This is a genomic window from Pseudomonas sp. MWU16-30322, assembly GCF_020515535.1.
Classification (GTDB): Bacteria; Pseudomonadota; Gammaproteobacteria; order Pseudomonadales; family Pseudomonadaceae; genus Aquipseudomonas; species Aquipseudomonas fluorescens_H.
Genome location: NZ_JAIWYL010000004.1, coordinates 182,212 through 207,165, shown reverse-complemented (window position 1 = coordinate 207,165; position 24,954 = coordinate 182,212). Strand labels below are relative to the sequence as shown.

General features: G+C 61.0%; 21 protein-coding genes. 8 read left to right on the top strand and 13 right to left on the bottom strand.

Going from position 1 to position 24,954, the window contains the following annotated elements; translation table 11 throughout:
* Positions 1–87: 87 nt before the first annotated feature.
* The 3 genes from LCH64_RS09545 to LCH64_RS09535 form a co-directional block, all read right to left on the bottom strand.
* Positions 88–756 carry a hypothetical protein gene (locus LCH64_RS09545; RefSeq protein WP_226500066.1) on the bottom strand — a complete coding sequence of 223 codons (669 nt, stop codon included), beginning with the start codon at positions 754–756 and terminating at the stop codon, positions 88–90.
* Positions 684–2,978, bottom strand: coding sequence for a hypothetical protein (locus tag LCH64_RS09540; RefSeq protein ID WP_226500065.1), 2,295 nt, complete (start codon positions 2,976–2,978; stop codon positions 684–686). The genes LCH64_RS09545 and LCH64_RS09540 overlap by 73 nt, the downstream gene beginning before the upstream one ends.
* 160 nt (positions 2,979–3,138) lie before the next feature.
* Positions 3,139–4,062 carry a LysR family transcriptional regulator gene (locus LCH64_RS09535; protein ID WP_226500064.1) on the bottom strand — a complete coding sequence of 308 codons (924 nt, stop codon included), beginning with the start codon at positions 4,060–4,062 and terminating at the stop codon, positions 3,139–3,141.
* Positions 4,063–4,243: 181 nt separating this feature from the next.
* Here LCH64_RS09535 and LCH64_RS09530 point away from each other — a divergent pair, with 181 nt between their 5' ends.
* Both LCH64_RS09530 and LCH64_RS09525 read left to right on the top strand, forming a co-directional pair.
* A complete protein-coding gene (locus LCH64_RS09530; protein ID WP_103520180.1) occupies positions 4,244–4,675 on the top strand; it encodes an AraC family transcriptional regulator in 432 nt (143 codons plus the stop codon).
* A gap of 134 nt (positions 4,676–4,809) precedes the next feature.
* Positions 4,810–7,626, top strand: a complete 2,817-nt coding sequence (locus tag LCH64_RS09525; RefSeq protein WP_226500063.1) for a winged helix-turn-helix domain-containing protein — start codon at positions 4,810–4,812, stop codon at positions 7,624–7,626.
* Here the strand turns inward: LCH64_RS09525 and LCH64_RS09520 are convergent.
* The gene (locus tag LCH64_RS09520) at positions 7,582–9,039 is read right to left on the bottom strand and encodes a winged helix-turn-helix domain-containing protein (RefSeq protein WP_226500062.1); all 1,458 of its coding nucleotides are present in this window, start codon (positions 9,037–9,039) and stop codon (positions 7,582–7,584) included. The genes LCH64_RS09525 and LCH64_RS09520 overlap by 45 nt on opposite strands.
* A 160-nt stretch (positions 9,040–9,199) precedes the next feature.
* A complete protein-coding gene (locus LCH64_RS09515; RefSeq protein WP_226500061.1) occupies positions 9,200–10,150 on the bottom strand; it encodes a GlxA family transcriptional regulator in 951 nt (316 codons plus the stop codon).
* 212 nt (positions 10,151–10,362) lie between these two features.
* On the opposite strand from LCH64_RS09515, the gene LCH64_RS09510 reads away from it, so the two are divergent.
* On the top strand, positions 10,363–11,085 hold the full coding sequence (locus LCH64_RS09510; protein WP_007961274.1) for a pirin family protein: 723 nt from the start codon (positions 10,363–10,365) through the stop codon (positions 11,083–11,085).
* A gap of 49 nt (positions 11,086–11,134) precedes the next feature.
* Here LCH64_RS09510 and LCH64_RS09505 read toward each other — a convergent pair whose 3' ends face one another.
* Complete coding sequence (locus LCH64_RS09505; RefSeq protein ID WP_226500060.1) at positions 11,135–11,551, bottom strand: hypothetical protein; 417 nt, start codon at positions 11,549–11,551, stop codon at positions 11,135–11,137.
* Between the two features lie 249 nt (positions 11,552–11,800).
* Positions 11,801–12,676, bottom strand: a complete 876-nt coding sequence (locus LCH64_RS09500; RefSeq protein WP_226500059.1) for a LysR family transcriptional regulator — start codon at positions 12,674–12,676, stop codon at positions 11,801–11,803.
* A 173-nt stretch (positions 12,677–12,849) separates the two neighbouring features.
* Here LCH64_RS09500 and LCH64_RS09495 point away from each other — a divergent pair, with 173 nt between their 5' ends.
* Together LCH64_RS09495 and LCH64_RS09490 are read left to right on the top strand one after the other, a co-directional pair.
* Positions 12,850–13,848, top strand: coding sequence for an NAD(P)H-quinone oxidoreductase (locus LCH64_RS09495; RefSeq protein ID WP_226500058.1), 999 nt, complete (start codon positions 12,850–12,852; stop codon positions 13,846–13,848).
* Positions 13,849–13,957: 109 nt separating this feature from the next.
* On the top strand, positions 13,958–14,902 hold the full coding sequence (locus LCH64_RS09490) for an alpha/beta fold hydrolase (protein ID WP_003226339.1): 945 nt from the start codon (positions 13,958–13,960) through the stop codon (positions 14,900–14,902).
* On the opposite strand, the gene LCH64_RS09485 is transcribed toward LCH64_RS09490, so the two are convergent.
* Positions 14,899–16,710, bottom strand: a complete 1,812-nt coding sequence (locus tag LCH64_RS09485; RefSeq protein WP_226500057.1) for an ABC transporter ATP-binding protein — start codon at positions 16,708–16,710, stop codon at positions 14,899–14,901. The two genes, LCH64_RS09490 and LCH64_RS09485, sit on opposite strands and share 4 nt — an antisense overlap.
* 202 nt (positions 16,711–16,912) lie before the next feature.
* Here LCH64_RS09485 and LCH64_RS09480 point away from each other — a divergent pair, with 202 nt between their 5' ends.
* Entirely contained in the window at positions 16,913–17,326 is a 414-nt protein-coding gene (locus tag LCH64_RS09480) for a VOC family protein (RefSeq protein WP_103483608.1), read from the top strand.
* Positions 17,327–17,383: 57 nt separating this feature from the next.
* Here the strand turns inward: LCH64_RS09480 and LCH64_RS09475 are convergent, their stop codons facing one another.
* From LCH64_RS09475 to LCH64_RS09455, 5 genes are all read right to left on the bottom strand, one after another.
* Positions 17,384–17,713, bottom strand: coding sequence for a hypothetical protein (locus LCH64_RS09475; RefSeq protein WP_003226343.1), 330 nt, complete (start codon positions 17,711–17,713; stop codon positions 17,384–17,386).
* A 106-nt stretch (positions 17,714–17,819) separates the two neighbouring features.
* The gene (gene rtcA, locus LCH64_RS09470) at positions 17,820–18,848 is read right to left on the bottom strand and encodes an RNA 3'-terminal phosphate cyclase (protein WP_226500056.1); all 1,029 of its coding nucleotides are present in this window, start codon (positions 18,846–18,848) and stop codon (positions 17,820–17,822) included.
* Between the two features lie 8 nt (positions 18,849–18,856).
* Positions 18,857–19,645 (bottom strand): nucleotidyltransferase domain-containing protein, encoded by a 789-nt coding sequence (locus LCH64_RS09465; protein WP_226500055.1) that lies wholly within the window; start codon positions 19,643–19,645, stop codon positions 18,857–18,859.
* Positions 19,646–19,659: 14 nt separating this feature from the next.
* Entirely contained in the window at positions 19,660–20,886 is a 1,227-nt protein-coding gene (locus tag LCH64_RS09460; protein WP_226500054.1) for an RtcB family protein, read from the bottom strand.
* Positions 20,887–21,222: 336 nt separating this feature from the next.
* Entirely contained in the window at positions 21,223–22,770 is a 1,548-nt protein-coding gene (locus LCH64_RS09455) for an RNA-binding protein (RefSeq protein ID WP_226500053.1), read from the bottom strand.
* Positions 22,771–22,974: 204 nt separating this feature from the next.
* Between LCH64_RS09455 and rtcR the strand changes: the two genes are divergently transcribed.
* Entirely contained in the window at positions 22,975–24,582 is a 1,608-nt protein-coding gene (gene rtcR, locus LCH64_RS09450) for an RNA repair transcriptional activator RtcR (protein ID WP_226500052.1), read from the top strand.
* A 92-nt stretch (positions 24,583–24,674) separates the two neighbouring features.
* Positions 24,675–24,947, top strand: coding sequence for a hypothetical protein (locus LCH64_RS09445; protein WP_003226354.1), 273 nt, complete (start codon positions 24,675–24,677; stop codon positions 24,945–24,947).
* The last annotated feature ends 7 nt before the right edge of the window (positions 24,948–24,954 follow it).

Sequence of the window (24,954 nt, the reverse complement as noted above, 5' to 3'; positions counted from 1 at the left end):
TTATCGGGGTGAATCATGCTCGTCGCGGGCGGAGAAAAATTGAACGTATGTGCTGCGGCAGCTCCTACGGCGGGAGTGCGCACAGCATCAATTGAGCTGGTAGGACAACTGCTGAAACAGAGGATCCTGAACCGCGTCGCTGTTGCCCCCGCCCCCCGGCAAGCCTGCGGTGATCAAACGGCGATCGAACGTCAGGAAAGCAAACGCCTGGGCGTTACCGACAATCAATCTGACCCCTGTCAGTTGACCGGCGACGGACCTGATATCGCCCCCCCACACCGGGTTGCCAAACGCTTCGACCGTGCCGTCCGCATAGAGCACCGCATAGGCACCATTGGTGCTGGCGATCTGCATGACATCGGTGCGCCGGCCCACCGCAGGGGGAACAGTCCCGCCCTGGGCCGGATCGCCCCACGTATCGATTTGATAGTTATCCAGGCGTACCGCAAAGCCGTAGCCGCCACCAATGATTTCGATGACGTTTGTATAGGCGGCAATTCGCCCAGGCACTACCCCCCCTGCCTCTGGATTGCCCCAGGCGACGACACGGCGATCCGCAAGCAGTGCGGCAAACGCCGATCCGGAGCTGATCACCAGGACGATGTTCCTGAGTCGGGCAATCTCGGGCGGCACCGTGCCGCCCGACACATCTTCGCCCCAGCCGACGACGGCGCCATTGGCTCTCAAGGCCACGCACGCATTGTGATTGCAGGTGACTGCGATGACGTCGCGCAGGTCCGCGATCTCGACGGGCAAGCTGCCGCCAAATCGGGCATCGCCCCACGCCACGATCTGCCCGTTGGCAAGCAACGCCACGAAAGCTGAAACCGTTGCGCTGATGCTGACGATGCCAACCATCTGCGCGATAGCGGGGGGGACCGATCCGCCAAACCGGGGGTCGCCCCAGGCGGCCACTTGACCGTTGCTGCGCAAGACCGCAAAGCCATACCCCCCCCCGTGATGCTCTTCGCATCGTTCAAGCCCGCCACCTCGGCGGACAGCACTCCGCCGTAAGCAATATCGCCCCATGCCTTGACGGTGTTGTTGGCGCGCAACAAGGCCATGGCTCGCGCACCGCCGAAGACCTCGCGGACATCATGAAGCTCGCTAATTTCCGACGGCAAGGTACCGCCATAGCGATCCAGCCCCCAGGCTTCCAGACTCCCGTCATCACGCAGGGCAACAAATACCGCATTCACCTCACCCGGCCTGGCGGGATCACCCCAGCCATTGCCGAACAGGTTGGCGCGCTGTAACACCACCTCAAACCCATCGCTGCCCACGCGAAGCAGACGCCGGGGCTGCGTGTCATCGAAACTGGAGCCGTGAAATTGCTGACTGTCGCCGTCGTACCGCCACACGGTTGACATGGGTCTGAGGCTGGCAGGATCGAGCGCTGTCAGCAAACGCGAGCTGCCTCTGTTCGACCAGTAGCGGGTGGTGGTGCCGCGCGAACCGATGACCAGCGGCGCGACCCGGGTCGCAGCTTCTCTGATCAACACGGACAAGGGCGACGACTTATAGGTTCGGCCATTGCGGTACAAATGATAGAACAGCGTGAACGTTTCACCCCGGTGACTTTCGATGAACTGCTTTTCCACCGGATAATTGGCACGGCTGTTGGCGTTCAGGGGCTTGTTCTCGAATGACGGTACACCGGGTCCGGACGGCTGCTCAAAGAACGGCTGGACCCTGTCTCCCGGCAGAAAGCCCAAGAGTTCGACCTGCAGATTCGCACCTGCAACATTCGCCGGATCATCAGGGTCGTAGACACCGTTGACCGACCGTTGAAACCGTGGCGGTTGCAGGTCCGGCAGGCGTTCGCCGATGACCTGCGCCGAGGCGGGCATCGATACTCCGACCGGTACAGCGCCGCGCCGCACTTCGTACTTTGCCGTCACCAAACTGGCGCTGATTACCTTGTCATTGGGCACTTGCAGGACGCATGGCCGGGTCTGGCCGAATTCATCGGCCTCGACCACACCACTTGCAGGTACTTGCACATCCGGCTGTCCTGCAATCCTCGAAATGTAGGTCGCGTTAATCGTGTCACCCGCCTGAAAGCGTCCGCCGGCGGTGAGCACGATCATCAACAGCGGTTTGTGCGCGAGTTTTTCCAGATCGATGGTTTCCGGGATGTCTCCGGTATCGCTCTGCACTTCACGAAAGATCAACGGCGAGAATCGGGTGCCGTCCAGATTCTCTTCAACGACCTGCGAAGCCGACCAGATGGCATCTGGATCAACAGTGTTACCCAATTGGTCGGTGACGGTGCAGTCAAACTCAAGGGTCTGATCCGGCCGCTTCGCACTGTCCAGATAAGCCCGAGGAACGTTGAAACATACGGTGATGGGCACCGCCGAGCCCGGATTGGGCGGAGGCGGTGCTTCGGTCGCGCTGACCGTGAAGTCCCGCTTTTCGCCGTTGCACCGCAGGGTGATTACGTCGTAGGCCCGGCAATACGGGTAACTGACACAAACCTGAGCGCTGACGAAGTCGGCAGCGACGCCTTTCAAAATGGCTTCGGGCAAGTGCAGCTTCAGTTCCGAATGCACTCCGTTGGTGGGCTTGGCGGCCTCGTGGCCCGGACGAATCTTGTTGTACAGCCCTGTTACAGTCGCCGAAGTACCGACATTCTGACTGCCTCGTATGACCTCGCAGTAAAGCCCGAAAACACTGGCGAATGGCAGCCGGCCCTTGGGGATACGCATGAACACTTTAGCGTCGACGTCACCGAAGATGTGACTGTCGAGAATTGCCGTCTCGCCCTCCAGCCTCAATCGCATGACATCTCCTGGGTCAACCGTTCCGCTCAACGGTGGATCGACTGTCACGGTCGTCCCGAGACCATCGACCACATCGTCATAGATGCGCAACGAGACGCCTATTGATGCGCCATTGACAGGAATGGTGGCGTCGACTACGAAGGGCGCAGATACCTGAAGTACGCCGTTGTCATCAGAATCGGGGAGGTTCATAAGCCGTGCACCTGTGCATTATTGGGGGCAGGTGACAGCAAACCGCTAAACGGGTGTTGGCGCACCTGTCAGATCTGACAGGTGCGCTGATATCACGACGAACGGTCGCGCACCGGATCGCCAGAACTTACAGGTGAGTGCCAGTTACCAACGAACGGCATCAGGCCGCCGGTATATCCAGCGGCGCCGCCATGAACTGGCTGATCCGCGAGCGCAGCCAGCGCTCGGCCGGGTCGTTGTCGTGCACCCCGCTCCAGGCCATCGATAGCTGCGCGGCATCGATCGGGAACGGTGGATCTTCGGCGCGCAGGTTGCAGCCTTCGACCAGCGCACACGCGGCATAGTCAGGCACGGTGGCTATCATTTCGGTGCCGGCGAGCAACGCGCGCAAACCGCTGAACTGCGGCACACCGAGCACCACGCGCCGCCGCCGGCCGAGCTTGGCCAGATCCAGGTCGATATTGCCGCTCAGGTCGCCGGAGAACGACACCATCGCGTGCGGGCGCTCGCAGTATTCGTCCAGTGTCAGCGGCCCGGGACGGTCGTCGCCGCGCAAAACCTTGCAGGGAATATCGCGCAGCTTCTTGCGCTTGGCGTTGGCCGGCAGATCAGTGGTGTAGCTGACCCCGACCGAGATTTCCCCGGACGCCAGCAGCGCCGGCATCAACAGATAGTTGGCGCGTCGCACCACCACGACAATCCCCGGTGCTTCTTGCTGAAGCTGTCGCAGCAGCGGCGGAAACAGACCGAATTCGGCGTCGTCCGACAGGCCGATGCGGAACACGTCGCAACTGCTCGCCGGGTCGAACTCCTTGGCCCGGCTGACCGCGCCGGAGATCACGTCCATCGCCGGTTGCAGTTCCTGCAGAATCGCCAGCGCGCGGGCGGTCGGCTCCATGCTGCGGCCGTTGCGCAGCAGCAACGGATCATCGAACAGGTCGCGCAAACGTCCCAGCGCCGCGCTCACTGCCGGCTGGCCCATGAACAGTTTTTCAGCGACGCGGGTCAGGTTCTTTTCGAACATCAGCGCTTCGAAAATCACCAGCAGGTTCATGTCGACGCGACGCAGATCGTTACGGTTCATGGGCGGCAATTCCTTCTATGACCAGTCGCAAGTGCTGAGCACTTTACCCGATCAACGGCGGTTTGCATCCGGGTCAGGCCTGCGAATTAACAACGATTAACTCGTCAGCCTGCCTCTCCCGTCTTAACAATGCAGGCCTCTGCGCAGCGTTGTTATTGCCCCCACGACACGGACTTTGGCCATGGCTCAATTACAGCAATCAGTCGCCCTCGCCCCTGCCAGCGAACCCCGCAAGCCGCTCATCGGCGGCCTCAGCCCGCAACGGGAGCGACAGGTCAAACAACTGATCCTCGAACGCCTCGGAGAAAGCCTGGAAGTGGCCGAGCTGGCACGCGCCTGCTCGCTGTCGCGCAGCCATTTCTCCCGGGCGTTCAAGGCCAGCACCGGCCAGGCACCCCAGGACTGGATCCGCGAACAGCGCATCGCCCGCGCCAAGCTGCTGATCCGCCACACGGGCCTGAGCCTGACGCAGATCAGCCTGGAATGCGGCTTCTGCGATCAGGCACATTTCTGTCACATGTTTACTCGCAGCGAAGGGATCAATCCGTTCGCCTGGCGCTGTCAGGTCATGCGTGAAAACCAGGACACCCGGACCCGGCCCATGACCTTTTGAGCGTTGCGCAGGAGCCCGGCGTTGCACTGATGGCCAAACCTGAGGAATATGCTGCGATACCTTGCACCCGACGATCTGCGTCCTCACGCAGCGTTCATTTGCCAGGATCGCCGCATCACCGCAGGAGTGTGCTGTTGAGTCTTTCCCCGAATCAGGCCATCGGCTTCGGCCCCTATCGGATCTACACCGGGCAGCGGCTGGTCATGGAAGGTGACCAGCCGCTGCGCCTGGGTCGGCGCGCCATGGACATTCTGCTGATGCTGCTGGCGCATGCCGGTGAAGTGGTGAGCAAGCAGCAACTGCTCGCTGGCGTGTGGCCGGACAGTGTCGTCGAAGACATCAATCTGCGAGTACACATGGCCGCCCTGCGCAAGGCGCTGGGCGATGGTCAGGCCGGCCAGCGCTACATCGTCACCGTGGCCCAGCGTGGCTACAGTTTCGTTGCCCCGCTGACGGTGCAAGTCAGCGGACAACGGCTGCTGGAGGCAGCACCCGGACGCCATAATTTGCCGTTGCGCCATACCCGGATGATCGGCCGCCAGCCGCTGGTGGACAATCTGATGCAGCAACTGCCGCGACAGCGTTGCATCACCCTGGTCGGCCCCGGCGGGATCGGCAAGACCACCGTCGCCCTGCGCGTCGCCGAGCAGTTGCTCGGACGCTATCGCGACGGTATCCGGCTGCTGGATCTGGCCCCGCTCAACGACCCGACGCTGATCGCCTCGCAACTGGCAACCCTGCTTGATCTGCCAGTGCACGACGGCGAGCCGCTGGCGGGTGTGATCAACGATTTGCGCGAGCGGCAGATGCTGCTGGTGATCGACAATTGCGAGCACCTGATCGATGCCGTGGCGCTGCTCGTCGAGAGCCTCCTGAGCGGCGCGCCGCAGGTGCACATTCTGGCCACCAGCCGTGAAAGCCTGCGCGCTGAAGGCGAGTTCGTGCAGCGTCTGGAATCCCTCGATTGCCCGCCAGCGATGGCCGTTCTTGATCGCCAGCAGGCGATGGGTTTTGCTGCCCTGCAACTGTTCGTCGAACGGGCCATGGGCGCCCATGAACACTTTGAACTGAGCGACGCCGACGTACCGCTGGCCATGGAAATCTGTCGGCGCCTGGACGGTATTCCCCTGGCCCTGGAGCTCGCGGCAGCGCAGGTCGAGAGCCTGGGCCTGAGCGGCTTGCTGGAGCAATGGCAGGGCCATCTGCACCCGCTGGCGGCGGGCAACCACCCGCGCCATGCTCGGCACCAGACGTTGCACGCCACGCTGGACTGGAGCTTCAACCTGCTCAGCCTCTGCGAGCAGACTTGCCTGCGCCGCCTCGGGGTCTTTCGCGGCAGCTTCAGCCTGGCATCCGCCGCGGCGGTGATCGTCGGTCAGCACATCGATCCGACGCAGGTACTCGCGTCGGTCACGCAGCTGGTGGGTAAATCGCTGCTGAATGTGTATGTTGGCGATGAAGAAGTGTTTTATCGCCTGCTCGACACGACCCGCCATTACGCCCTGGAAAAACTCGAATACAGCGGCGAGCACGAAACCCTGCGCGAACGCCACGCCGAACGCTGTCTGGCATTGATGGAGCAGGCGCAAACCGAATGGGAAAGCACTCCGAGCACGCAATGGATCGAGCGCTATGCCCGAAGCCTGGAAGACCTGCGCGCCGCCCTCGACTGGAGTTTGCACGGCAACGGCTCGCGCCATCTCGGCATCCGTTTGACGGCGACGTCGGCCGCGTTGTGGCAGGAGCTGTCGTTGCTCAAGGAATATGGCGACCATGTGCGCCAGGCACTGACCTTGCTCGGCGGTGCCGAGCAACCCTGCCCACGTCTGGAGATTGCCCTGCAACTGGCACTCGGCAGCGCCTGCTACCACACCTGGGGCGGTTCGCCGGAGACTGTCGACGCCTTCACTCAAGCCAACGCATTGGCGCAACAGCAAAACGATGTCGCCGGACAATTGCGTGCCATCTCCGGGCACCTGGCGGTCAATCTCAGTTGCGGGCATTACCAGGCGGCATTGCTGCAAAGCGAACAGTTCGATCGTCTCGGCGGCCACGACGAGCCACTGCTGTCGTTGAGCATTCACCGCTTGCGCGTCCTCGCCCTGCACTTCGCCGGCGACCAGCCGCAAGCGCGGGTCAGTGCCGAGCAAGTGATCCAGCGCATGGCCCACAGTGGCTATCGCAACCGCTTCACCCACGGTTTCGGCGTGCAGTACGACCAGAGCGTGGCTTCGCTGACCATTCTTGCCCGGGTGCTGTGGCTGCAGGGGTTTCCCGAACAGGCTTGGCGCACCGCTCGGCAAGCGCTGGACATCGCGGTGCAGATCAATCACGGCACTTCGATCTGCTACACCCTGGCGCTGGCCAGCTGTCTGATCGCGCATTACAACGGCGACGACAAGAACGCTCGCGCGCTGTTGCAACTGCTGTTGGAGCAGGCGCAGAAGCACTCGGTGCTGCTGTTCTATCGCTGGGGCCGGCACTATGCGCAGGTGATCGATAACCATCTGGCCCAGCCCGACGCTCCGGCGGATAACGGGCTGATCAAGGAGCTGATGGTCACGCTCGATGCTCGCCATATCGATGATGCGTTGCTGGAGCGGGCGCACAGCGGTGCGGCAGGCTGGAGCACCGCAGAAGTGTTGCGGGCCGAGGCTGAGCGGTTATTGGCGGATGAGGCGGGTTGTCCGCAGGGACGCCTCAGCGAGCAGGCAGAACACCTCCTGCAAAACGCTCTCGCCATCGCCCGCTCCCAGGGCGCATTGGCCTGGGAGCTACGCGGCGCCACCTCATTGGCACAACTGTGGCAGCGTCAATCACGCCATCGCGAGGCACTGGATCTGCTGACCCCGATCTACCAGCGCTTCACCGAAGGCTATGCCACCCCGGACCTGCGCAAAGTGCGCTTACTGCTCGACGCGTTGCGTGGCCAGTTGTCCGCCCGCGCTTGATCGATTTCGTCCGCTGTACAGGACATGACGCTGCAGGTTTTCCATCCGTTCAGCGCTGGTTTCCAGCTGTTCGCGGACATAACAGCGAAGGGTGTTGAGCATCCGATACCGCGTCGAATCTCCACCGCGCTCCATCGTCAGCCATGACTTGGCGGCCAGGCGTTCAATCACCGCCCGCAGATGCGCACCGTCAATGACCCGCAGCGCAGCGTCCGCGGTGAAGGCCATGTTGAACACCGACAGGCGCTGCAATACCCGTCGTTCACAGGGACGCAGATCCTGATAACTCCAGTCCAGCGCGGCGCTCATGGATTGATGCCGGGGCATCGCGGTACGTCGGCCATGACTGAGCAGGCGCAGACCGTTGTCCAGTTGCGCTAGCAGCCCCACCAGCGCCAGCGCATCGATTTGCGCAGCCGCCAGCTCGATCGCCAGCGGCAAACCGTCCAGGCGCCGACAGATCGCGCACACGGTGTGCAGATCCTGCTCGCGCAGGCGGAAATCGTGCTGACGGGCACGCGCACGGCTGACCAGCAATTGCACCGCCGAATAGCCCATGAGCTCGTCGACACTGGCCGGCGCAGACGCCTTGGGGAAGGTCAATGGCGCAATCGCTTGCAGGGTCTCGAGATGGGCTTGCAGCGGTTCGCGACTGGTGACCAGTAGCGCCAGCCGCGGCGCCGCCAACAGCAATCGTTCCACCAGCGCCCGGCATGATTCGCGACGCCGCTCGCCGTTATCCAGGATCAGCAAGGCATGCCGCGACGCTAACGTATCGAACGAGGTATCCAGAGTGTGCAGCAGACAGTCGAGCAACGACGGCGCATCATCGGCAATGGACAGGTCGATGTACCAGACACCGTCGCGATAATGCTGCAACAGCAACTCGGCCACCCGCAGCGCCACCGTGGATTTGCCGATGCCCGCCGGGCCCGTCAACGTCATCAGCCGGCATAGCGGCATTTGTCGCACCAGGCTGCCGACCAGCGAATCGCGGCCGATGACCGGGGTCAAGCGTGCGGGCAGGTTATGTTGCGGCGCCTGCAGGGTTTCGAATACCACTTGCGCGACACTGTCGCCGTACACCGGGGCGATAAAGCTGTAACCACATTGCGGCACGTTGACGATATAACGCTGGCCGTTCTCACCATCGCCCAGTGCCCGGCGCAACGCAGCGATGTGCACCCGCAGGTTGATCTCTTCGACCACACTGTCCGGCCACACCCAGGCGATCAACTGCTCCTTGCGCACCACTCGACCAGCGTGCTCGACCAGCACCTGCAAAATATCGAGGGCGCGCCCGCCCATGCGCAACTGTCGATCCCCTTCGAGGATCAACCGTTGGCGCAGATGAAAGGCGTATGGCCCGAAATGCAGGACCGATGCCGCGGGTAAATCATTGTGGCTGTTCATGCCGTTTTCCGGCGCCAGTGCTCGCGGGCAGCATGCCCTCGGCGTCCAGTGCCTCTCCCTCCCAAGCGTTGCCGTTTATCTTGGCAGGCGCCGGTAACGGCACAACCTCCGTACGGGGCGCAACACGGACATCCGGATGCGCCGGACGGACACAACCGCTCTAGCTGAACTGTTCGCGGTATTGCGCCGGGGTCAGACCAAGCTTTTCAGTGAACAGAAAACGCATGTGCCGCACACTGCCGAAACCACTTTTATAGGCGACGGTCTTCAACGGCTGCTCGGTGGTCTCCAGAAGATTACGCGCGCAATCGATCCGGGCGTTTTGCAGAAACTCCATCGGCGTCATGCCCACATCCCGCGCGAACAGCCGCGCAAAGTGCCGGGTACTCATGTTCGCCAGACCCGCCATGCGCTCGACCGTGAAGGCTTCTTCGAGGTGTTCCAGGACATGGTTCTGCACCCGCGTGATCGCGGTTTCCTGGGGGGATACTGCCGCCATCAACGGACTGAACTGTGCTTGTCCGCCCTGTCGTTTCATCACCACCAGCAGAACCTTGGCCACGTCCTGAGCGACTTTTTTCCCATGATCCCGGGCGACCACGGCCAGCGCCAGATCGATACCGGCGGTCACGCCCCCCGAGGTAATCAGATTGCGGTCTTCCGTGTAGATCCGGTCGGTCTCCACCTGCGCCTCGGGGAAGGCCTTGATCAGTCGTTCGGTGTAGTTCCAGTGCGTGGTCACGCGATAACCGTCGAGCAGACCGGCATGCCCGAGCACAAAGGCCCCGGTGCAGATCGAACCGTAGCAACCAGCCTGCCTCACCGCGCGCCGCAGCCAGGCGAGCAGCGCCGGATGTCTTTCGTTATAGGCACCCGGCCCACCCGGTACCAGCAACAGGTCGAAGGCCTGGGCAGGATCGTCGATATGGCGGTCGGTCTGCACCTGCACGCCATTGGACGCCCGCAGCATCCCGCGCTCGGTGCCCAGGGTAATCAGTTGATAGTGATCTTCGGGCTTCAAGTAGCGATTGGCGACCGAAAACACCTCCATGGGACCGGCCATGTCGAGCAGAAGAAAGTCGGGAAACAGCACCATTGCCACGGTTTTCATGGGTGAACATCACTGAAATCAAGGAAAAGGAAGCAAGCCTCGCATTATGGCCAAGTGCATAGAGAGCGGCGAAAAGAATGCGTGATCGACTGCGCAAAACTGTCAACCTGAGAGGGACAGTATTTCAATTTCCATCTACTTATTGCATCCATCGTTTAACAGTAACCTTCTCCTCACTCGGACGAATCAACGTCCCGCAAGGAGAATCCATCATGCTGACCCTTCGCAAAGCTTCCGACCGTGGCCTCGCCAATCATGGCTGGCTGAAGTCCTTCCACACCTTTTCCTTTGCCAGTTACCGCGATCCACGCGAACAGGGTTTTTCCGACCTGCTGGTGATCAACGATGACCGCGTGGCGGCCGGCAAGGGTTTCGGCCAGCACCCACACCGCGACATGGAGATCTTTTCCTACGTGCTTGAAGGTGCGCTGGAGCACAAGGACACCCTGGGCACCGGTTCGGTGATCCGCCCTGGTGATGTGCAACTGATGAGCGCCGGCAGCGGCGTGGCCCACAGCGAGTTCAACCATTCGGCCACCCGGCCTGTGCATTTTCTGCAGATCTGGATCGTGCCGGAAGTGGCCGGTGCCAAGCCGCGCTACCAGCAAGAGCACTTCAGTGCGCAGAAAAAACGCGGCCGCCTGCAACTGATCATCTCGCCGGACGGCGCTGATGGCTCGCTGAAAGTACGTCAGGACGCACGGGTCTACGCCGGCCTGTTCGACGGCCAGGAAAGCGCAACGCTGAAACTGCCGGCCAACCGTTATGCCTACGTGCATGTGGCGCGTGGCAGCGTGGAACTCAACGGCGTGCAGTTGCAGGAAGGCGACGGTGTGCGGGTTCGTGAAGAACAGGCCCTGACCTTGAGCAACGGCGTGGATGCCGAAGTGCTGGTGTTTGATCTGCGGCCGCAGGAGTTGCCGCAAATGCCATGAGGCACGGGTTTAACGCCTGCAAAAACGGCCTTCATTTGAAGGCCGTTTTTTATTGCGGTGGCAGTGGCGTCGGCAACTCCGGCGATTTGGGTGTGTGGGCATCCTTGCCCGCCTGGACCGCCGCGAAGGTGGTTTGTATCGCTACGTACATGTTGGCTTGATTGGCGTAATAGGCCCCAACGACGATGGCGACTATTCCAAGTAACTGGACAGCCGTTGCTGCCCAGACATTGGCCTTGACGGTCGCGCCCTGCCTTGCTGCGTCCTGCGCGCCGTCGGCAATTCTGCGCATCTCTTGCGTAATCAAGTCGTAGCGTTTGTCTCGTTCGACTTGAGTTTTGTCGCGCTCAATCTGAACAGATAGAAAACCGTCAATTTTCATTGATACCGCGTCCAGTCGAGCATCCATTCGTGTCTCGATGGTCTCGATCCTGGCGTTGAACTCTTCTCGACTGATGGCGCCCATGACTTGCGTACTCTGACCGTTACCCGTTATGTCACTGCTTTGAAAGTGACTGAATTCCCTGGCTTCCAATTCGACACCTTTATCGGGCTACCGATACCGTCCGTGGTATGTCACTCCAGTGCAAGCGTGCGGCCTCGCACCAGCCTTTGGGTACGATAGCCCCCGGTCCTTCGGCCTACAAGCCAGCGGATTCTGCGTCCGGCGTAGGCCATTTCGTCAGACCTTGTGAGTTCGCCGAGAAAACGCGCCTTACTCGTTTTCCGACGCAAACACCTCGACGATCTGCTCGATCACTGCCCTCACCCGCGCGGTATGACGCAGGTCCGCATGGGTCACCAGCCACACCTCATACGGCTGCGGCCGGGTACGCTGCGGCCAGAGCCGCACCAGACCGTCGCGCTCGCCCATGTACAGCGGGATTTCTCCTACACCAATACCCGCCGCAATCGAGCGACGCATCAACAGGCTGGAACCGAGGCTGGCGACGATTCGTCCGCGGCTGATCGGCTCCCCCACCAGGTTCAGGTCCCGGTTGCTCTGCAGATACGGTTGATAAACCACCAGATCATGCCCGGCGAAAGCGTTGCCGGGTTCAGGTTCTCCGTGGGCGTCAACGTAAGCTTTTGAGGCGAACAATCCCGTTGGCCAGCGCGCGATACGCCGGGCGATCAGGTCCGGATTGTCGGGCCGGGTGTTGCGTACGGCGATATCCGCCTCGCGCTTGGCCAGACTGAGGATCTGCGTGGAGGCGTCCAACTGCACGCGTACGTCCGGATGCAGTTCATGCAGGCGGGCGATGGCCGGGATCAGGAAGTCGATGGCCAGCGAATCGGTGGTGCTGACCCGCACCGTGCCGGTCAGGCGATCATCCAGGCCCTGGATCTGCCGCTCCAGCTCCAGCGCCGAATGCTCCATTTTCTCCACGGACCTGAGCGCCGCTTCACCGACAGCGGTCAGCGCATAGCCGTCAGACGTGCGCAGGAACAACGTTGCGCTGAGGGACTTTTCCAGTGCGGTAATCCGCCGTCCGACGGTGGCTTGATCCACCCCCAACACCCGCGCTGCGCCGCGCAGTGTCGACTCGCGACAGACCGCGAGAAATACCCGTGCGTCATCCCAATTCATCTGATCTCCCGCTGATGCAGATTTGCATCACTGTGCCGCCAAAACGCTGCGCTAAAGCAGCAACAATAGCCGATATCCTCACCCCTGTTCTCAAGCTTGAAATGCTTTTGCAGGGAATCATTGGCGCTCCTCTGAACTCCCACCTACAGACCACCTACGCAACAGGACCGGATATGACACTGCCCAGCGAAATGACCCGTATCGAAATCACCCAACCCGGTGGCCCCGAAGTCTTGCAGGCCAAACACGTGCCCCTGCCCGTCGCCGCAGCCGGTGAAGTGCTGATTCGCGTGCACGCCGCCGGGATCAACCGCCCCGACGCCCTGCAACGCGCCGGCAAATACCCGATAAAGCCCGGAATGAATCCGATCCCCGGCCTGGAAGTGGCCGGCGAAGTCGTGGCGCTGGGCGCCGGCGTCAGTGAGTTTGCCGTGGGCGACAAGGTCTGCGCGCTGACCAACGGTGGCGGTTACGCCGAGTACTGCACCGTCCCGGCCGGGCAAACCCTGCCGATCCCCGATGGTCTGGATTGGGTGCAGGCCGCCGCCATCCCGGAAACCTTCTTTACCGTGTGGGCCAACCTGTTCGGCCTCGGCGACGCCCAGCGTGGTCAGCGCGTGTTGATCCACGGCGGCACCAGCGGCATCGGTACCACCGCGTTGATGCTATGCCGCGAGTTTGGCATCGAAGCCTTTGCCACTGCCGGCAGCGCGGATAAATGCGCGGCCATCAGCGAACTGGGTGGCCAGCCGATCAATTATCGCGAGCAGGACTTCGCCGCGGTCATCGCCGAAAAGACTGCAGGCCTAGGGGTAAACGCGGTTCTCGATATCATGGGTGCCTCGTACCTCAACGGTAATGTCAGCGCATTGGCAATGGATGGCCGGCTGGTAATGCTCGGCTTTCTCGGCGGCGGACGGGCCAACGACGTCGACCTGCTGGCGATCATGGCCAAACGCGCGGTGATCACGGGTTCGTTGCTGCGTGCGCGTACCTCGGAGGAAAAGGCCGCAATTGCCGAGCAACTGCGCGAACACGTGTGGCCGGTGCTGGCCGCCGGGCGCTGCCTGCCGATCATCGACAAGGTCTACTCACTGAACGATGCGGCCCAGGCGCATGCGCGCATGGAAGGTGGCGATCACATTGGCAAAATTGTGCTACGGGTGGACTGAGCCGCAGCATTTTGTAAGCGTTGCAAGCACACGGCGGTCGAAAAAGTCACGCGCAGGCGGAGGCTTCTGGTAAAAAGCCTTCTTTGTCTGCGTTGTGGTGAACCGTTTAATGTTCCTGTCCTTCATGACTCGTTTGCGTCGTCGCCGTCTGGCGTTCGCCTGCATGGCTGCGCTGATCATTGGCGTGCCGACGAGTTGCGCGGTGCTCGAACACACCGAGCGCAAACTGCTGTTTCGCATCGAACCGGGCACGGCCGGCTGGTATCACGGCTTGCCGGGCAGCGTGCAGGAACTCGACTTGCAGCCCAAGAGCTTCAAGGCCGGGCAGAATATTCATGCCTGGTGGTGGCCGGCAGAAAAAGCCAATGCCCCGGCAATCCTCTATCTGCACGGCGTGCGCTGGAACCTCACCGGGCAGTTGTTCCGTATCGAACAACTGCGCGCGGCCGGCTACTCGGTACTGGCCATCGACTACCGTGGTTTCGGCCAGAGCAAGGGTGATCTGCCTTCAGAAAGCAGCGTGTACGAAGATGCTCGTGTGGCGTGGGAACGTTTCAAACTGCTGCAGCCCGACCCGAGCAAACGCCTGATCTACGGTCACTCGCTGGGGGGCGCCGTGGCCATTGATCTGGCTGCCGAACTCGGCCAGGACGCCGTTCGGGACAATACTCCGCTGCCGGTCAAAGGCCTGGTGATCGAGTCGACGTTCACCTCCCTCGCCGACGTGGCGGCCGCAGTGGCCAACACTTCACTACCGGTGCGCTGGCTGCTGTCGCAGAAGTTCGACTCCATCGACAAGATCGCCGAAATTCACATGCCACTGCTGGTGGTGCACGGCATGGCCGACGCGTTTGTGCCGCCGCGCTTCAGCGAGCAACTGTTCAACGCCGCCCAACAACCAAAGCGACTGCTCTTGGTGCCGGGAGCCACCCACAACAACAGCATGGCGCTGGGCGGGCAGAATTATCGCAAGGCGATTGATGCGCTGATGCAGTCCAAACCCGCGCCCCACGTCGCAGGCCCCGCGCTGGCACGCAGCGCACAGGACTCCTAGCGATAGCCGCGAGCCTGCAGATCAAACAGCTTGGCATAGTGTCCATCGGCGGCGATCAGGCTGTCGTGATCGCCCTGCTCCAGTATCCGTCCGGCCTCCAGCACCATGATCTGATCGGCGTTGCGCACACTGGAGAAGCGATGGGAGATCAGCAGGGTCATGCGCCCTTCGGTGTGCTGGCTGAAATGCTCGAACACTGCCGCTTCCGCTGCCGGATCCAGCGCCGAGGTCGGTTCGTCAAGGATCAGGATGTCGGCATCGCGGCGCATATAGGCCCGGGACAAGGCAATCTTCTGCCATTGCCCACCCGACAACTCCTGACCGCCGGCAAACCAGCGACCCAGTTGCGTGGCGTAGCCGCGGTCGAGCCCTTCGATGAACGGCGCGGCCATGCCTTCAGCCGCTGCCGCGTGCCAGCGCGGTTCTTCGTTGAAGGCCGAAGTATCCCCCACGCCGATGTTTTCACCCACAGTGAACTGGTAGCGAATGTAGTCCTGAAAAATCACGCCGATACGCCGCCGCAAGGTGATCTCTTCCCAATCCTGCAAATCGCTGCCGTCGAGCAGAATGCGCCCCTGATCCGGCCGATACAGACGGGTCAGCAATTTGATCAGTGTGGTCTTGCCTGAGCCATTCTCCCCCAACAGCGCCACGCTCTTGCCCGGCACCAGGTGCAGGTCGATACCTTCCAGCGCTGCCCGGGTTGCTCCGGGATAACGGAAACCGACGCTTTCAAAGCGCAGGCCATCGCCCGGTTGCGCGCCGACAGTGAGGTGACCGGAATCGGCCAGCACCGGTTCGGCCAGGTACTCGTACAGGTTCGACAAGTACAGACCGTCCTCGTACAAGCCGCTGATCGCACTCAGGCTGCTGCTGACCGCACTCTGGCCCTGCTTGAACAGCACCAGGTACATGGTCATCTGGCCGAGACTGATATTGCCGTTCACGGCATCGATCACCACCCAGGCGTAAGCCAGATAGAACGCCCCGGTGCCGAGCAAGCCGAGACTGAAACCCCATCCATCGCGACGCAATGTCAGGCGCCGATCCTCGGCGTAGAGCTTGGCGAAGGTGTCCCGATAACGCTGCAACAGCAACGGCGCGAAGCCGAACAGCTTGACCTCTTTGATATAGGCCTCATGGGACAGCAAGGTTTCGATGTAATTTTGCTGCCGACTCTCCGGCGCACGGCGGGTGAACAAGCGGAAAGCGTCGCCGGAAAAATGCGCCTCGGCAAAGAACACCGGCAACGCGCCGATCACCAGTAATACCAGCGCCCACGGCGAAAAATGCACCAGCAGCACACCGAAGCTGATCAACATGATCAGGTTCTGGATCAGCCCCAGCGACTTCATCACCAACGCCAGCGGCCGGGTCGAAGCTTCGCGGCGCACGCGGACCAGTTTGTCGTAGAACTCGGAATTCTCGAACTGCACCAGCGACAGGGTCTGCGCCTTCTCCAGAATCAGCGTGTTGACCTTCTGCCCCAATTGCACCCGCAGCAACGACTGTTGCACCGAGAGCGCCCGTTGCGTGCCGGACAACAGCGCCAATACCCCCGCCTCCATCAGCACATAACGCAACACCGGCCACAGTGGCGCATCGCCCTGCTGCGCGTGCAACTGCATCGCCGTCACGACCGCATCGACAATGCGCTGGCCCAGCCACGCAGCCAGCGCCGGCAGAACGCCGGCAATCAGGGTCGCCAGCACCAACCCCAGAAACAACCCGCGTGATGTCGCCCAAACCAGCAACAGGGCGCGTCGGGCCTGATCGAACAGGGCGTTGAAGCGGGAAATCAAAGGCATGGCGGATCAAGCTCGATAGGTCGTACAGGGTGTCATGGTACTCCGCAGGTTTTATCCGTGCTGAAGCGCGGCGTTTTCAGAAGAAAAACATCTGGAAAAACTCTGGCCGTTGCGGCGTCTAATGCTTTGCTATGGTTTAACCGCCTTTCGCGGAACCTGGCGAAAATCGCCTCACTCCGCGCCTACTGCCAGGAACGCCATCATGAGAATCAATCCCTACCTGATCTTCAACGGCAACTGCCGCGAAGCCTTCACCTTTTATGAACAAGCCTTGCAGGGCAAACTCGAAGCGATGATGACCTACGGCGAAACACCCGCCGCCGAACACGTACCGAAGGAGCACCACAACCTCGTCAACCATACCTGCCTGAAGGTTGGCGACCAGATGATCATGGCCTCGGACACCACACCAGACCGGCCAACCGGGGGCATGAGCGGGTGCTCGATCTCCCTCAACGTCGACAGCATTGCCGAAGCCGAGCGAGTGTTTAACGCGCTGGCCAAGGACGCTCGCGTCGACATGCCGCTGCAAACCACATTCTGGGCCGCCCGTTTCGGCATGCTGGTCGATCGCTTTGGCGTGTCATGGATGGTCAATTGCGAGACTGACCAGTGATGCTGACATTTCGTCAGGCATGAAAAAGCCCAACCTCTTCAGGTTGGGCTTTTGGGTTCATCGCTGGGCCAGCTCATGCCGCACGCATTGTTCGTAATAGGTCTGCTTGACCGCCGCGGGTTTGAGTCTGGAGGTGCTGTTGTACGTCTGCTCGGTAATGCCCATCGCCGTCATGCGCATCCACGGTTGCTGGAACTTGCGCACCTGCAACTGCTTGCGCGCGCCGTACAGCGAGATCCCCGACAGCTTCGACTGCTGCGCCCCGGCAGCGATGTCCGAGCCCCAGGTACAGGCAAAACGATGACTCTTGCTCAACTCCTTCGCTTCAATGGCCGAAGCGAAGGCAGCCAGGGAAAGCGTTGCAACGGTTATGACAATCGTCCGCATATAGCCAACCTAACCTTTTGAAAAAAGGCGAGTTTGCCGGGGAAGCCCAAGCCTGGGGGCCAGCAAATTGCCGCTTTTCCGAGATTGACCTGTGCCTGCGCCGTGATCAGCGACCGCTGCGGACCTCAACCCGCAGACGCTCGGCGCCCTCTTCCGAGCATTCGATATTCACCGGCAAGAAGCGCTCGATCACTGCGATATTGCTGTGCAGATGCTCGGTCATTCTCGGGGTGGTGAATGACCCGCCGCCGGCCAGCGCCATCGGCAGCAGCAACTGGTCGGCGAGGTGTTCCGCCACCGCAGCGTCACTGCGCAACCAGTCTGCCGCCTGATTGATTGCGGTATCAGCGACCTTCTCCGCCCGTAACAACACCTGGCCAAAGGCACTGAAGACTTCGGTGACCCGTTCGAACACGTACTCCAGCAACAACACGTTACCGGGGCCACGCGCCGGATCGAGCGTGATCGACTGCAATGTTTCCGATGACCAGTTCAGGCGTTTGGCCACCCGATTCAGTTCTCGCTCGGCGACGCTCGATGCGAGACCGGCCGTCAGCGCCATTGCTTGATGCGACAGCAACGCCCCGCGTTCACACAGATCAAGTCGCGTCAGTTGCGACGGCTGCACCGTGACGTCGATCTCACCACCACCGGCCGGGACGAAGCCGTGACGCAACAGATCCAGCTCAATGCCGGCCCCCATGCGTCGCATCAGCGGCAACCAACTGCGCGTGAGGAAATCGGCAGGCGGCGCCAATGGATTATGCGTGCCGCCGCTGATCCGCACGCGACTTGTGCCCGGCGCCTGCAACAGCGCCGGCAGCAATGTCTGCAACACCAACGTGCAACTACCGGCCGTGCCGATCGCAAACCGGTAATCACCCGAACGAATCGTTCCCGGCTCGAAATGCAGCTCCTGCGAGCCCAACTCCGCTCCCGCGATCCGTGCGCCGCAGACTTCGGCAGCTGCCATCACTGCCGTCAAATGCTGTCGCAACAATCCCGGCCGACTGCGGCGGGCGCGGATCTGTTTAATGCGAAACGCCTGGCCCGTCACCATCGACAGGCTCAGCGCGCTGCGCAACACCTGACCGCCGCCAATCGCGCCGTCCAGTTCAATCACTTCCTGTTCCATTTCAATCCTTACGCGTACAACCCGACGGTCTCCCTGAGGTAGTCATCCAGTCGTCGCGAGTCTTCCTGAGTTCTCAGTAATGTGGGCACATCGCGCTCGAGTTCGGCCGCGATGAACCTGTGCAGCGCCGGACGACGCGGACCATAGGTGCTCTCGTCGGCATTGCGTTTAAGTGCCAGCAGTTCGTCGACTTCAGCCAGCAGTGCCCGGTCGTCGACCGTGGTCAGCAGGTCAGCGAAGGTCATCGGTGGACGTCCACGCCCCTGATCGATCCAGCGTACCGCCAGCAATGGCCGCAGCACGTAGAAGTACTTCTTGAACCGCACGCTGTCGCCTTGCAGGTACTGGCGAAAGTTGTTTTTCGCCATCGACAGATAGTGGCTACGGGCTGCCGGCGGGCTGTAGAACGCTTCGGCCAGCTCACGCAGTTGCGCAACCTGTGCGCTTTCGCTGCGGTACACCAATGGCGAGTCGAGCCACTCCAGCAGCGTCGGGTTGGACTTGCGCAACAACCCGAGGGTCTTGCGCAGCTCCCAGCCGCTGACATCCAGCTCATCGTCCAATGGCCGCTCGATCACATCGCGCGGCGTGTCGACCTGAACGAACCATTGCGGTTTTTCCACGTACACGAACCGTACGTCGTAGTCACTGTCAGTCGAGGCAAAGCCCCAGGCCCGACTGCCGGACTCACAGGCGTATAACACCGTGACGTTGCGCTCGCGCTCTATATGCGCCAACTCTTCCAGTACCCGCGCACGCATCGTGTCGCACAGCGGGTGGCGTTCTTCGAATTCCATGCTTGCTGATCCTTTTATCCTTTGACGCACACCACTTGCCGCAGGGTGTGCAGCACTTCCACCAGTTCGCGCTGGGCGTGCATGACTTTGTCGATGTCCTTGTAGGCCATCGGAATTTCGTCGATCACCGCTTCGTCCTTGCGGCACTCCACATGCGCCGTGGCGCGGATCTGATCTTCGACGGTGAATGTATTCTTTGCCTTCGTTCGGCTCATGGTCCGGCCAGCGCCGTGGCTGCAGGAGTTGAACGACTCTTCGTTGCCCAGGCCGCGCACAATGAAACTCTTGGCGCCCATCGAACCCGGAATGATCCCCAGCTCACCTTTCTTCGCCGACACCGCGCCTTTGCGAGTGACCAATACTTCTTCGCCGAAATGCCGCTCTTTCTGCACGTAGTTGTGGTGGCAGTTGACCGCTTCCAGCGCCACCTCGAACGGCTTGCGAATGATCTGGCGCGTGGCCTGAATCACCGCACGCATCATCAGTTCGCGGTTCTGTCTGGCGAAGTCCTGCGCCCAACTCACCGCTTCCACGTAATCATCGAAGTGCTGGCTGCCTTCTTCGAAGTACGCCAGGTCGCGATCCGGCAGGTTGGCGATGTGTTGCCGCATATCCGCCTGAGCCATCTGAATGAACAGGTTGCCGATAGCGTTGCCGACACCGCGAGAACCACTGTGCAACATGAACCAGACCCGGTTGGCTTCGTCCAGGCACACTTCGATGAAGTGGTTGCCACTGCCAAGCGTGCCCAGATGCCCGCGGTTGTTGGTGTTGGCCAGTTTCGGGTACTTGTCGGTGATCAGTTTGAAACGTGGCTGAAGCCCCGCCCACGCCTGATCGGCTTGCTGCGGAATCTCGTCCCACGCGCCCTTGTCGCGCCGCGAACGGTTCGAACTGCGGCCATGGGGCACCGCTTGCTCGATGGCGCTGCGCAGGCCTTGCAGATTGTCCGGCAGGTCGGCAGCGGTCAGCGACGTGCGTGCGGCGATCATGCCGCAACCGATGTCCACGCCGACGGCCGCCGGGATGATCGCGCCCACCGTCGGAATCACGCTGCCAATGGTCGAGCCCTTGCCCAGATGCACATCCGGCATCACCGCCAGATGCTTGAAGATGAACGGCATCTTTGCGGTGTTCATCAGTTGCTCGCGGGCCTCGGTTTCTACCGGGACGCCTTCGGTCCAGAGTTTGATCGGCTTGCCGTTGGCGACTTCGAGCAGTTGGTAAGTGTGTTCTTTCATTTCTCTATTCTTTATTCGTTGGCCGATGATTCGGCGTGGTTCCGTCATGTGCAGCGACAAAAAAACAGACACTGTGGCTCTGCCAGTCGAGCCCCCGTTGCCGGGGCGGGATTCGAACCCGCGTTCCGATGGAGTACCTGTTGCATTCGCTGCCTTCTTTTTCAATTAAGGTGGCACGACAAAAGTTGATGACTGTTGCGCGTTGCCGCGCACCGGGTTTAACCGGCCTCAGATGTACAGCCATCAGGCATTCGTGCCGTCACACACGCTGACAAGGGTTTGATGAGACGTCTTGGATGTAGTCCCACCGGCATTCAGCGCCTGTGACAAATCAATTCATTGCATGCTCTCGATCGCTTCGACCCAGTGCTGCGCGCCGTAACGGCCGCTGGTGAACTGCTCGACCACATCGAACACTGCATCGCTGAAACCGCCGACATTCAGAATGTCATCGCGGTCCGCCGCCTGGGTTGCATAACCCGGCTGGATATCGATGCACACCAGCCGCGCCTGCGGGTTGATCTGCTTGATGCGCTCCCACTGGCGCATGGTCTCACTGGCACCATGGCGTCGCGTATCGATCCAGGACTCGTTGTCCGATACCAGAATCAGCGTATCGACCCTGGCCTTGCTGTCCGCCAGTTTCTTCAGCGGCGCCGAGCAGTTGGTGCCGCCACCAAAGGCCGCGGCCAGCTTCTCTGCGTTGCTGATCACGCTGTCCCGTGGGTTGAGCTTGATATCCACCACCTTCACTTCGAACGGCATCACCCGCGCCGCCGGCTGTTTGCGCAACACCGCTGCCGCGACCAGTGCCGCCACATCGATGCAACGCACCGCCGTGGTCGCGCCCTGACGATAACCGGTGGCCGGGCTGCCCATCGAACCCGAGACGTCCGGGCAAACCACCACCGCGCCTTCCAGCTTCGGCACGTTGGCCAGCGACAACTCAAGTGCGTCCTGCAACGCCTCGCGGATCTGCAGCGGTACGTTATCGCCAACCATCCGGTAGGCCGCCAGCAACTGGTATGGATAAACCCGCGCCTTGGCCACTTCCTGCGGGTCCGCCAACCGCGCTGCCACGTATTCAACGCAACCCGGAACTTCAAACGCGCCATGCCGCTCCAGGGTGTTGAGGTTGATGCGCAATCCCTGCCAGCCCATGTTGTAAGCCTGCGCAGCCCATTGTTCTTTGCTCAGGGTTTCGTTGCCGAGCAGTTGGAACGGTACCGCGGGTACTTGATGACTCGCACCGCTGCGAAATGCCAGCAGATCGCGGGTCAACTCAGGCAATGCCTGCACATCCACCGGTTTGCCGATCAACCACGCGAAGAATGCTTCGCGCCAGGCCTCAGCCGGTTTCGGGTGAACCATCTTCACCACATCAGCCAGCGATGGCTGGTTGCCAATCGACGCTTGCAGCAGTTGACGTTCGGTCGCGCGGTTCAGCCAGTTCTGCACCAGACGCTTGGGTTGCGAACCGAGGGATTTGCGCCCGGTGGCGCCACTGCGCAGGATCTGCACGTAGTTGCGCAACATCTTGCCGCTGTCGATCACTTGTTCAAACACCTCAGGTACCAGCGACGAACGGTTCGCCGTCAACGCCGCCAGCAGCAACGCCGGCATGTCTTTCATGTGGCCTTTTTGGCGAGCGTAGACAGCAGCCTTCGCCACGAAACGGCTGTCGAGTTCAGCCACCAGCTTCAACACTTGATCCAGCTGACTTTCAGCGCTGGCGTAAAACGTCTGGTTCAGGCAACCGGTGACCGCCAGTTGAGCCAGTTGATGCTTCGGGGTGTAGGCATATGCCGAGGCACCCGAAGCATTCAAAGTGTCGCAGGCTGGCAGTTGCTTCGATTGCCTGTTGAAGAGTTTGAAGTTGGCCATCGTGGCGTCTCGCTTTGTTGTCCTGTTCGTTGCGATAGGTATTGCAGCGGCTGTGCCAGTTTTGGAAAGTCGTAAAATTTATTTCTTATCTAATTGATTTATAAAGACTTTTTATTTTTTATGGTTTTCTTTTAGCTGAACCGAAGACAAACCAACCATGAGAAACCTATCATTTGATATCGTCATTTATCTTTTGAGATAGCCATGCCCAACAAACGCACCGTCGCCATCGGTTTTATCGGCGCCACCCTGGACCGCGTTGGCAAGGGCGCCAATCGCTGGAGCCATTGGCGGCCGAGCGTTGGCCTGTGCCAGCAACCGGACGTACTGATCCATCGTCTGGAACTGATTCACGGTATCGACGCGCGCGACATCAGTCTCGCTGAACGGGTTCGCGCCGATATCCAGCAGGTCTCACCGGAAACCGAAGTCCACCTGCACCCCATGGCACTGCGCAATCCGTGGGATTTCGAAGAGGTCTACGGCGCCCTGCATGACTTCACAACGGCCTACAGCTTCGATACCGAGCACGAGGATTATCTGGTTCACATCACCACCGGCACCCACGTCGCGCAGATTTGCTGGTTCTTGCTGACCGAAGCACGCTATCTGCCGGCGCGCCTGATCCAGACCTCCCCCGCCCGACGCAAAAGCGAAGATGAACAAGCCACCGGCACCCACGCCCTGATCGACCTCGACCTGTCGCGTTATGACCGCATTGCCTCGCGTTTCGCCAACAAACGCCTCGAGGGCCTGGAGTTCTTGAAGTCCGGCATCGCCACCCGTAACGCGGCGTTCAACCGCTCCATCGAACAGATTGAACGCGTGGCCGTGCGCTCCAAGGCGCCCATGCTGCTGATCGGCCCGACCGGCGCCGGCAAATCGTTTCTCGCCCGACGCATCTATGAACTCAAACGCAGCCGCCATCAAATGCAGGGCCGGTTTGTTGAGGTGAACTGCGCCACCCTGCGGGGCGACGGTGCGATGTCGGCTCTGTTCGGTCACGTCAAAGGCGCATTCACCGGAGCGCAGAACGCCCGCGACGGCCTGCTACGGGCAGCGGACGGCGGCATGTTGTTTCTCGATGAAATCGGTGAGCTGGGCGCGGACGAACAGGCGATGCTGCTCAAGGCGATCGAAGAAAAGCGCTTCTTTCCGCTCGGCTCCGACAAGGAGGTCGACAGCGACTTCCTGATCATCGCCGGCACCCACCGTGACCTGCGCAGCCGCGTCGCCGAAGGCCTGTTCCGCGAAGATCTGTACGCGCGGATCAACCTCTGGACATTTGATTTGCCCGGCCTGGCCGGGCGCCGCGAAGACATCGAGCCCAACATCGACTTCGAACTGGAACGCCACGCTCGCGATCACGGCCAGCTAGTGCGCTTCAACCTCGAAGCACGGCGGCGCTACCTCGCCTTCGCCAGCTCTCGGGAAGCGGCATGGCTGGGCAACTTTCGCGAACTGTCAGCGTCGATTACCCGGATGGCCACACTGGCGGACAGCGGACGAATTGATGAGGCGCAAGTGCAGGAAGAAATTGATCGGCTGCGTTATGCGTGGGGGCTGACGCAAGCGGACGGGATGTCGGATGAACTACCGGGAGACGCCGACAGCCTGGACCTGTTCGATCGACTGCAATTGAAGGCGGTAATTGAAGTATGTCGGCAAGCGGACAGCCTGTCGGATGCCGGACGCAGACTGTTCGGCGTATCGCGCCAGGCCAAGGCGCAGCCGAATGATGCAGATCGCTTGAGAAAATACCTGAGCCGGTTCGGGATTGAATGGGCCGACTTGCAAGCCGCAAAATCATAGTCCCCGCCGACTCTACCGCTCGTCCAACAGCAAGCACCTTGGGCCTGTTCATGCCTCCAATGGTTTACCCCCATCGCACGGAAGACTCAACAATGAACAAGTCGATTGTAACCATGACGCTTGCCAGCCTGCTGTTGACTGGCTCGCTCTCCTCGCAGGCCGCGGAGAAATCAGGAACGGTAGAAGCACCCGCCGTCTCACCCGGAGCCAATCAGGCGAACAGCTCCGAGTCCAACGACGAAAAAGCCAATAAAAAGGGGGAAGAAGCGTCAGGTTCAAACTCTGGTGCCGAACCCAAAGAAACCCAGAAAGATGCCGCTACCTCGAGTGACTCGGAGGATATTCAGCAAGATTCTAAACCTTAAGACTTGG

Excerpts from the sequence above, each read along its gene's own strand:
- LCH64_RS09540 (WP_226500065.1), bottom strand. The coding sequence starts at position 2,978 with ATGAACCTCCCCGATTCTGATGACAACGGCGTACTTCAGGTATCTGCG.
- LCH64_RS09535 (WP_226500064.1), bottom strand. The coding sequence starts at position 4,062 with ATGAACCGTAACGATCTGCGTCGCGTCGACATGAACCTGCTGGTGATT.
- LCH64_RS09530 (WP_103520180.1), top strand. The coding sequence starts at position 4,244 with ATGGCTCAATTACAGCAATCAGTCGCCCTCGCCCCTGCCAGCGAACCC.
- LCH64_RS09520 (WP_226500062.1), bottom strand. The coding sequence starts at position 9,039 with ATGAACAGCCACAATGATTTACCCGCGGCATCGGTCCTGCATTTCGGG.
- LCH64_RS09515 (WP_226500061.1), bottom strand. The coding sequence starts at position 10,150 with ATGAAAACCGTGGCAATGGTGCTGTTTCCCGACTTTCTTCTGCTCGAC.
- LCH64_RS09510 (WP_007961274.1), top strand. The coding sequence starts at position 10,363 with ATGCTGACCCTTCGCAAAGCTTCCGACCGTGGCCTCGCCAATCATGGC.
- LCH64_RS09505 (WP_226500060.1), bottom strand. The coding sequence starts at position 11,551 with ATGGGCGCCATCAGTCGAGAAGAGTTCAACGCCAGGATCGAGACCATC.
- LCH64_RS09500 (WP_226500059.1), bottom strand. The coding sequence starts at position 12,676 with ATGAATTGGGATGACGCACGGGTATTTCTCGCGGTCTGTCGCGAGTCG.
- LCH64_RS09495 (WP_226500058.1), top strand. The coding sequence starts at position 12,850 with ATGACACTGCCCAGCGAAATGACCCGTATCGAAATCACCCAACCCGGT.
- LCH64_RS09490 (WP_003226339.1), top strand. The coding sequence starts at position 13,958 with ATGTTCCTGTCCTTCATGACTCGTTTGCGTCGTCGCCGTCTGGCGTTC.
- LCH64_RS09485 (WP_226500057.1), bottom strand. The coding sequence starts at position 16,710 with ATGCCTTTGATTTCCCGCTTCAACGCCCTGTTCGATCAGGCCCGACGC.
- LCH64_RS09480 (WP_103483608.1), top strand. The coding sequence starts at position 16,913 with ATGAGAATCAATCCCTACCTGATCTTCAACGGCAACTGCCGCGAAGCC.
- LCH64_RS09475 (WP_003226343.1), bottom strand. The coding sequence starts at position 17,713 with ATGCGGACGATTGTCATAACCGTTGCAACGCTTTCCCTGGCTGCCTTC.
- rtcA (WP_226500056.1), bottom strand. The coding sequence starts at position 18,848 with ATGGAACAGGAAGTGATTGAACTGGACGGCGCGATTGGCGGCGGTCAG.
- LCH64_RS09465 (WP_226500055.1), bottom strand. The coding sequence starts at position 19,645 with ATGGAATTCGAAGAACGCCACCCGCTGTGCGACACGATGCGTGCGCGG.
- LCH64_RS09460 (WP_226500054.1), bottom strand. The coding sequence starts at position 20,886 with ATGAAAGAACACACTTACCAACTGCTCGAAGTCGCCAACGGCAAGCCG.
- LCH64_RS09455 (WP_226500053.1), bottom strand. The coding sequence starts at position 22,770 with ATGGCCAACTTCAAACTCTTCAACAGGCAATCGAAGCAACTGCCAGCC.
- rtcR (WP_226500052.1), top strand. The coding sequence starts at position 22,975 with ATGCCCAACAAACGCACCGTCGCCATCGGTTTTATCGGCGCCACCCTG.
- LCH64_RS09445 (WP_003226354.1), top strand. The coding sequence starts at position 24,675 with ATGAACAAGTCGATTGTAACCATGACGCTTGCCAGCCTGCTGTTGACT.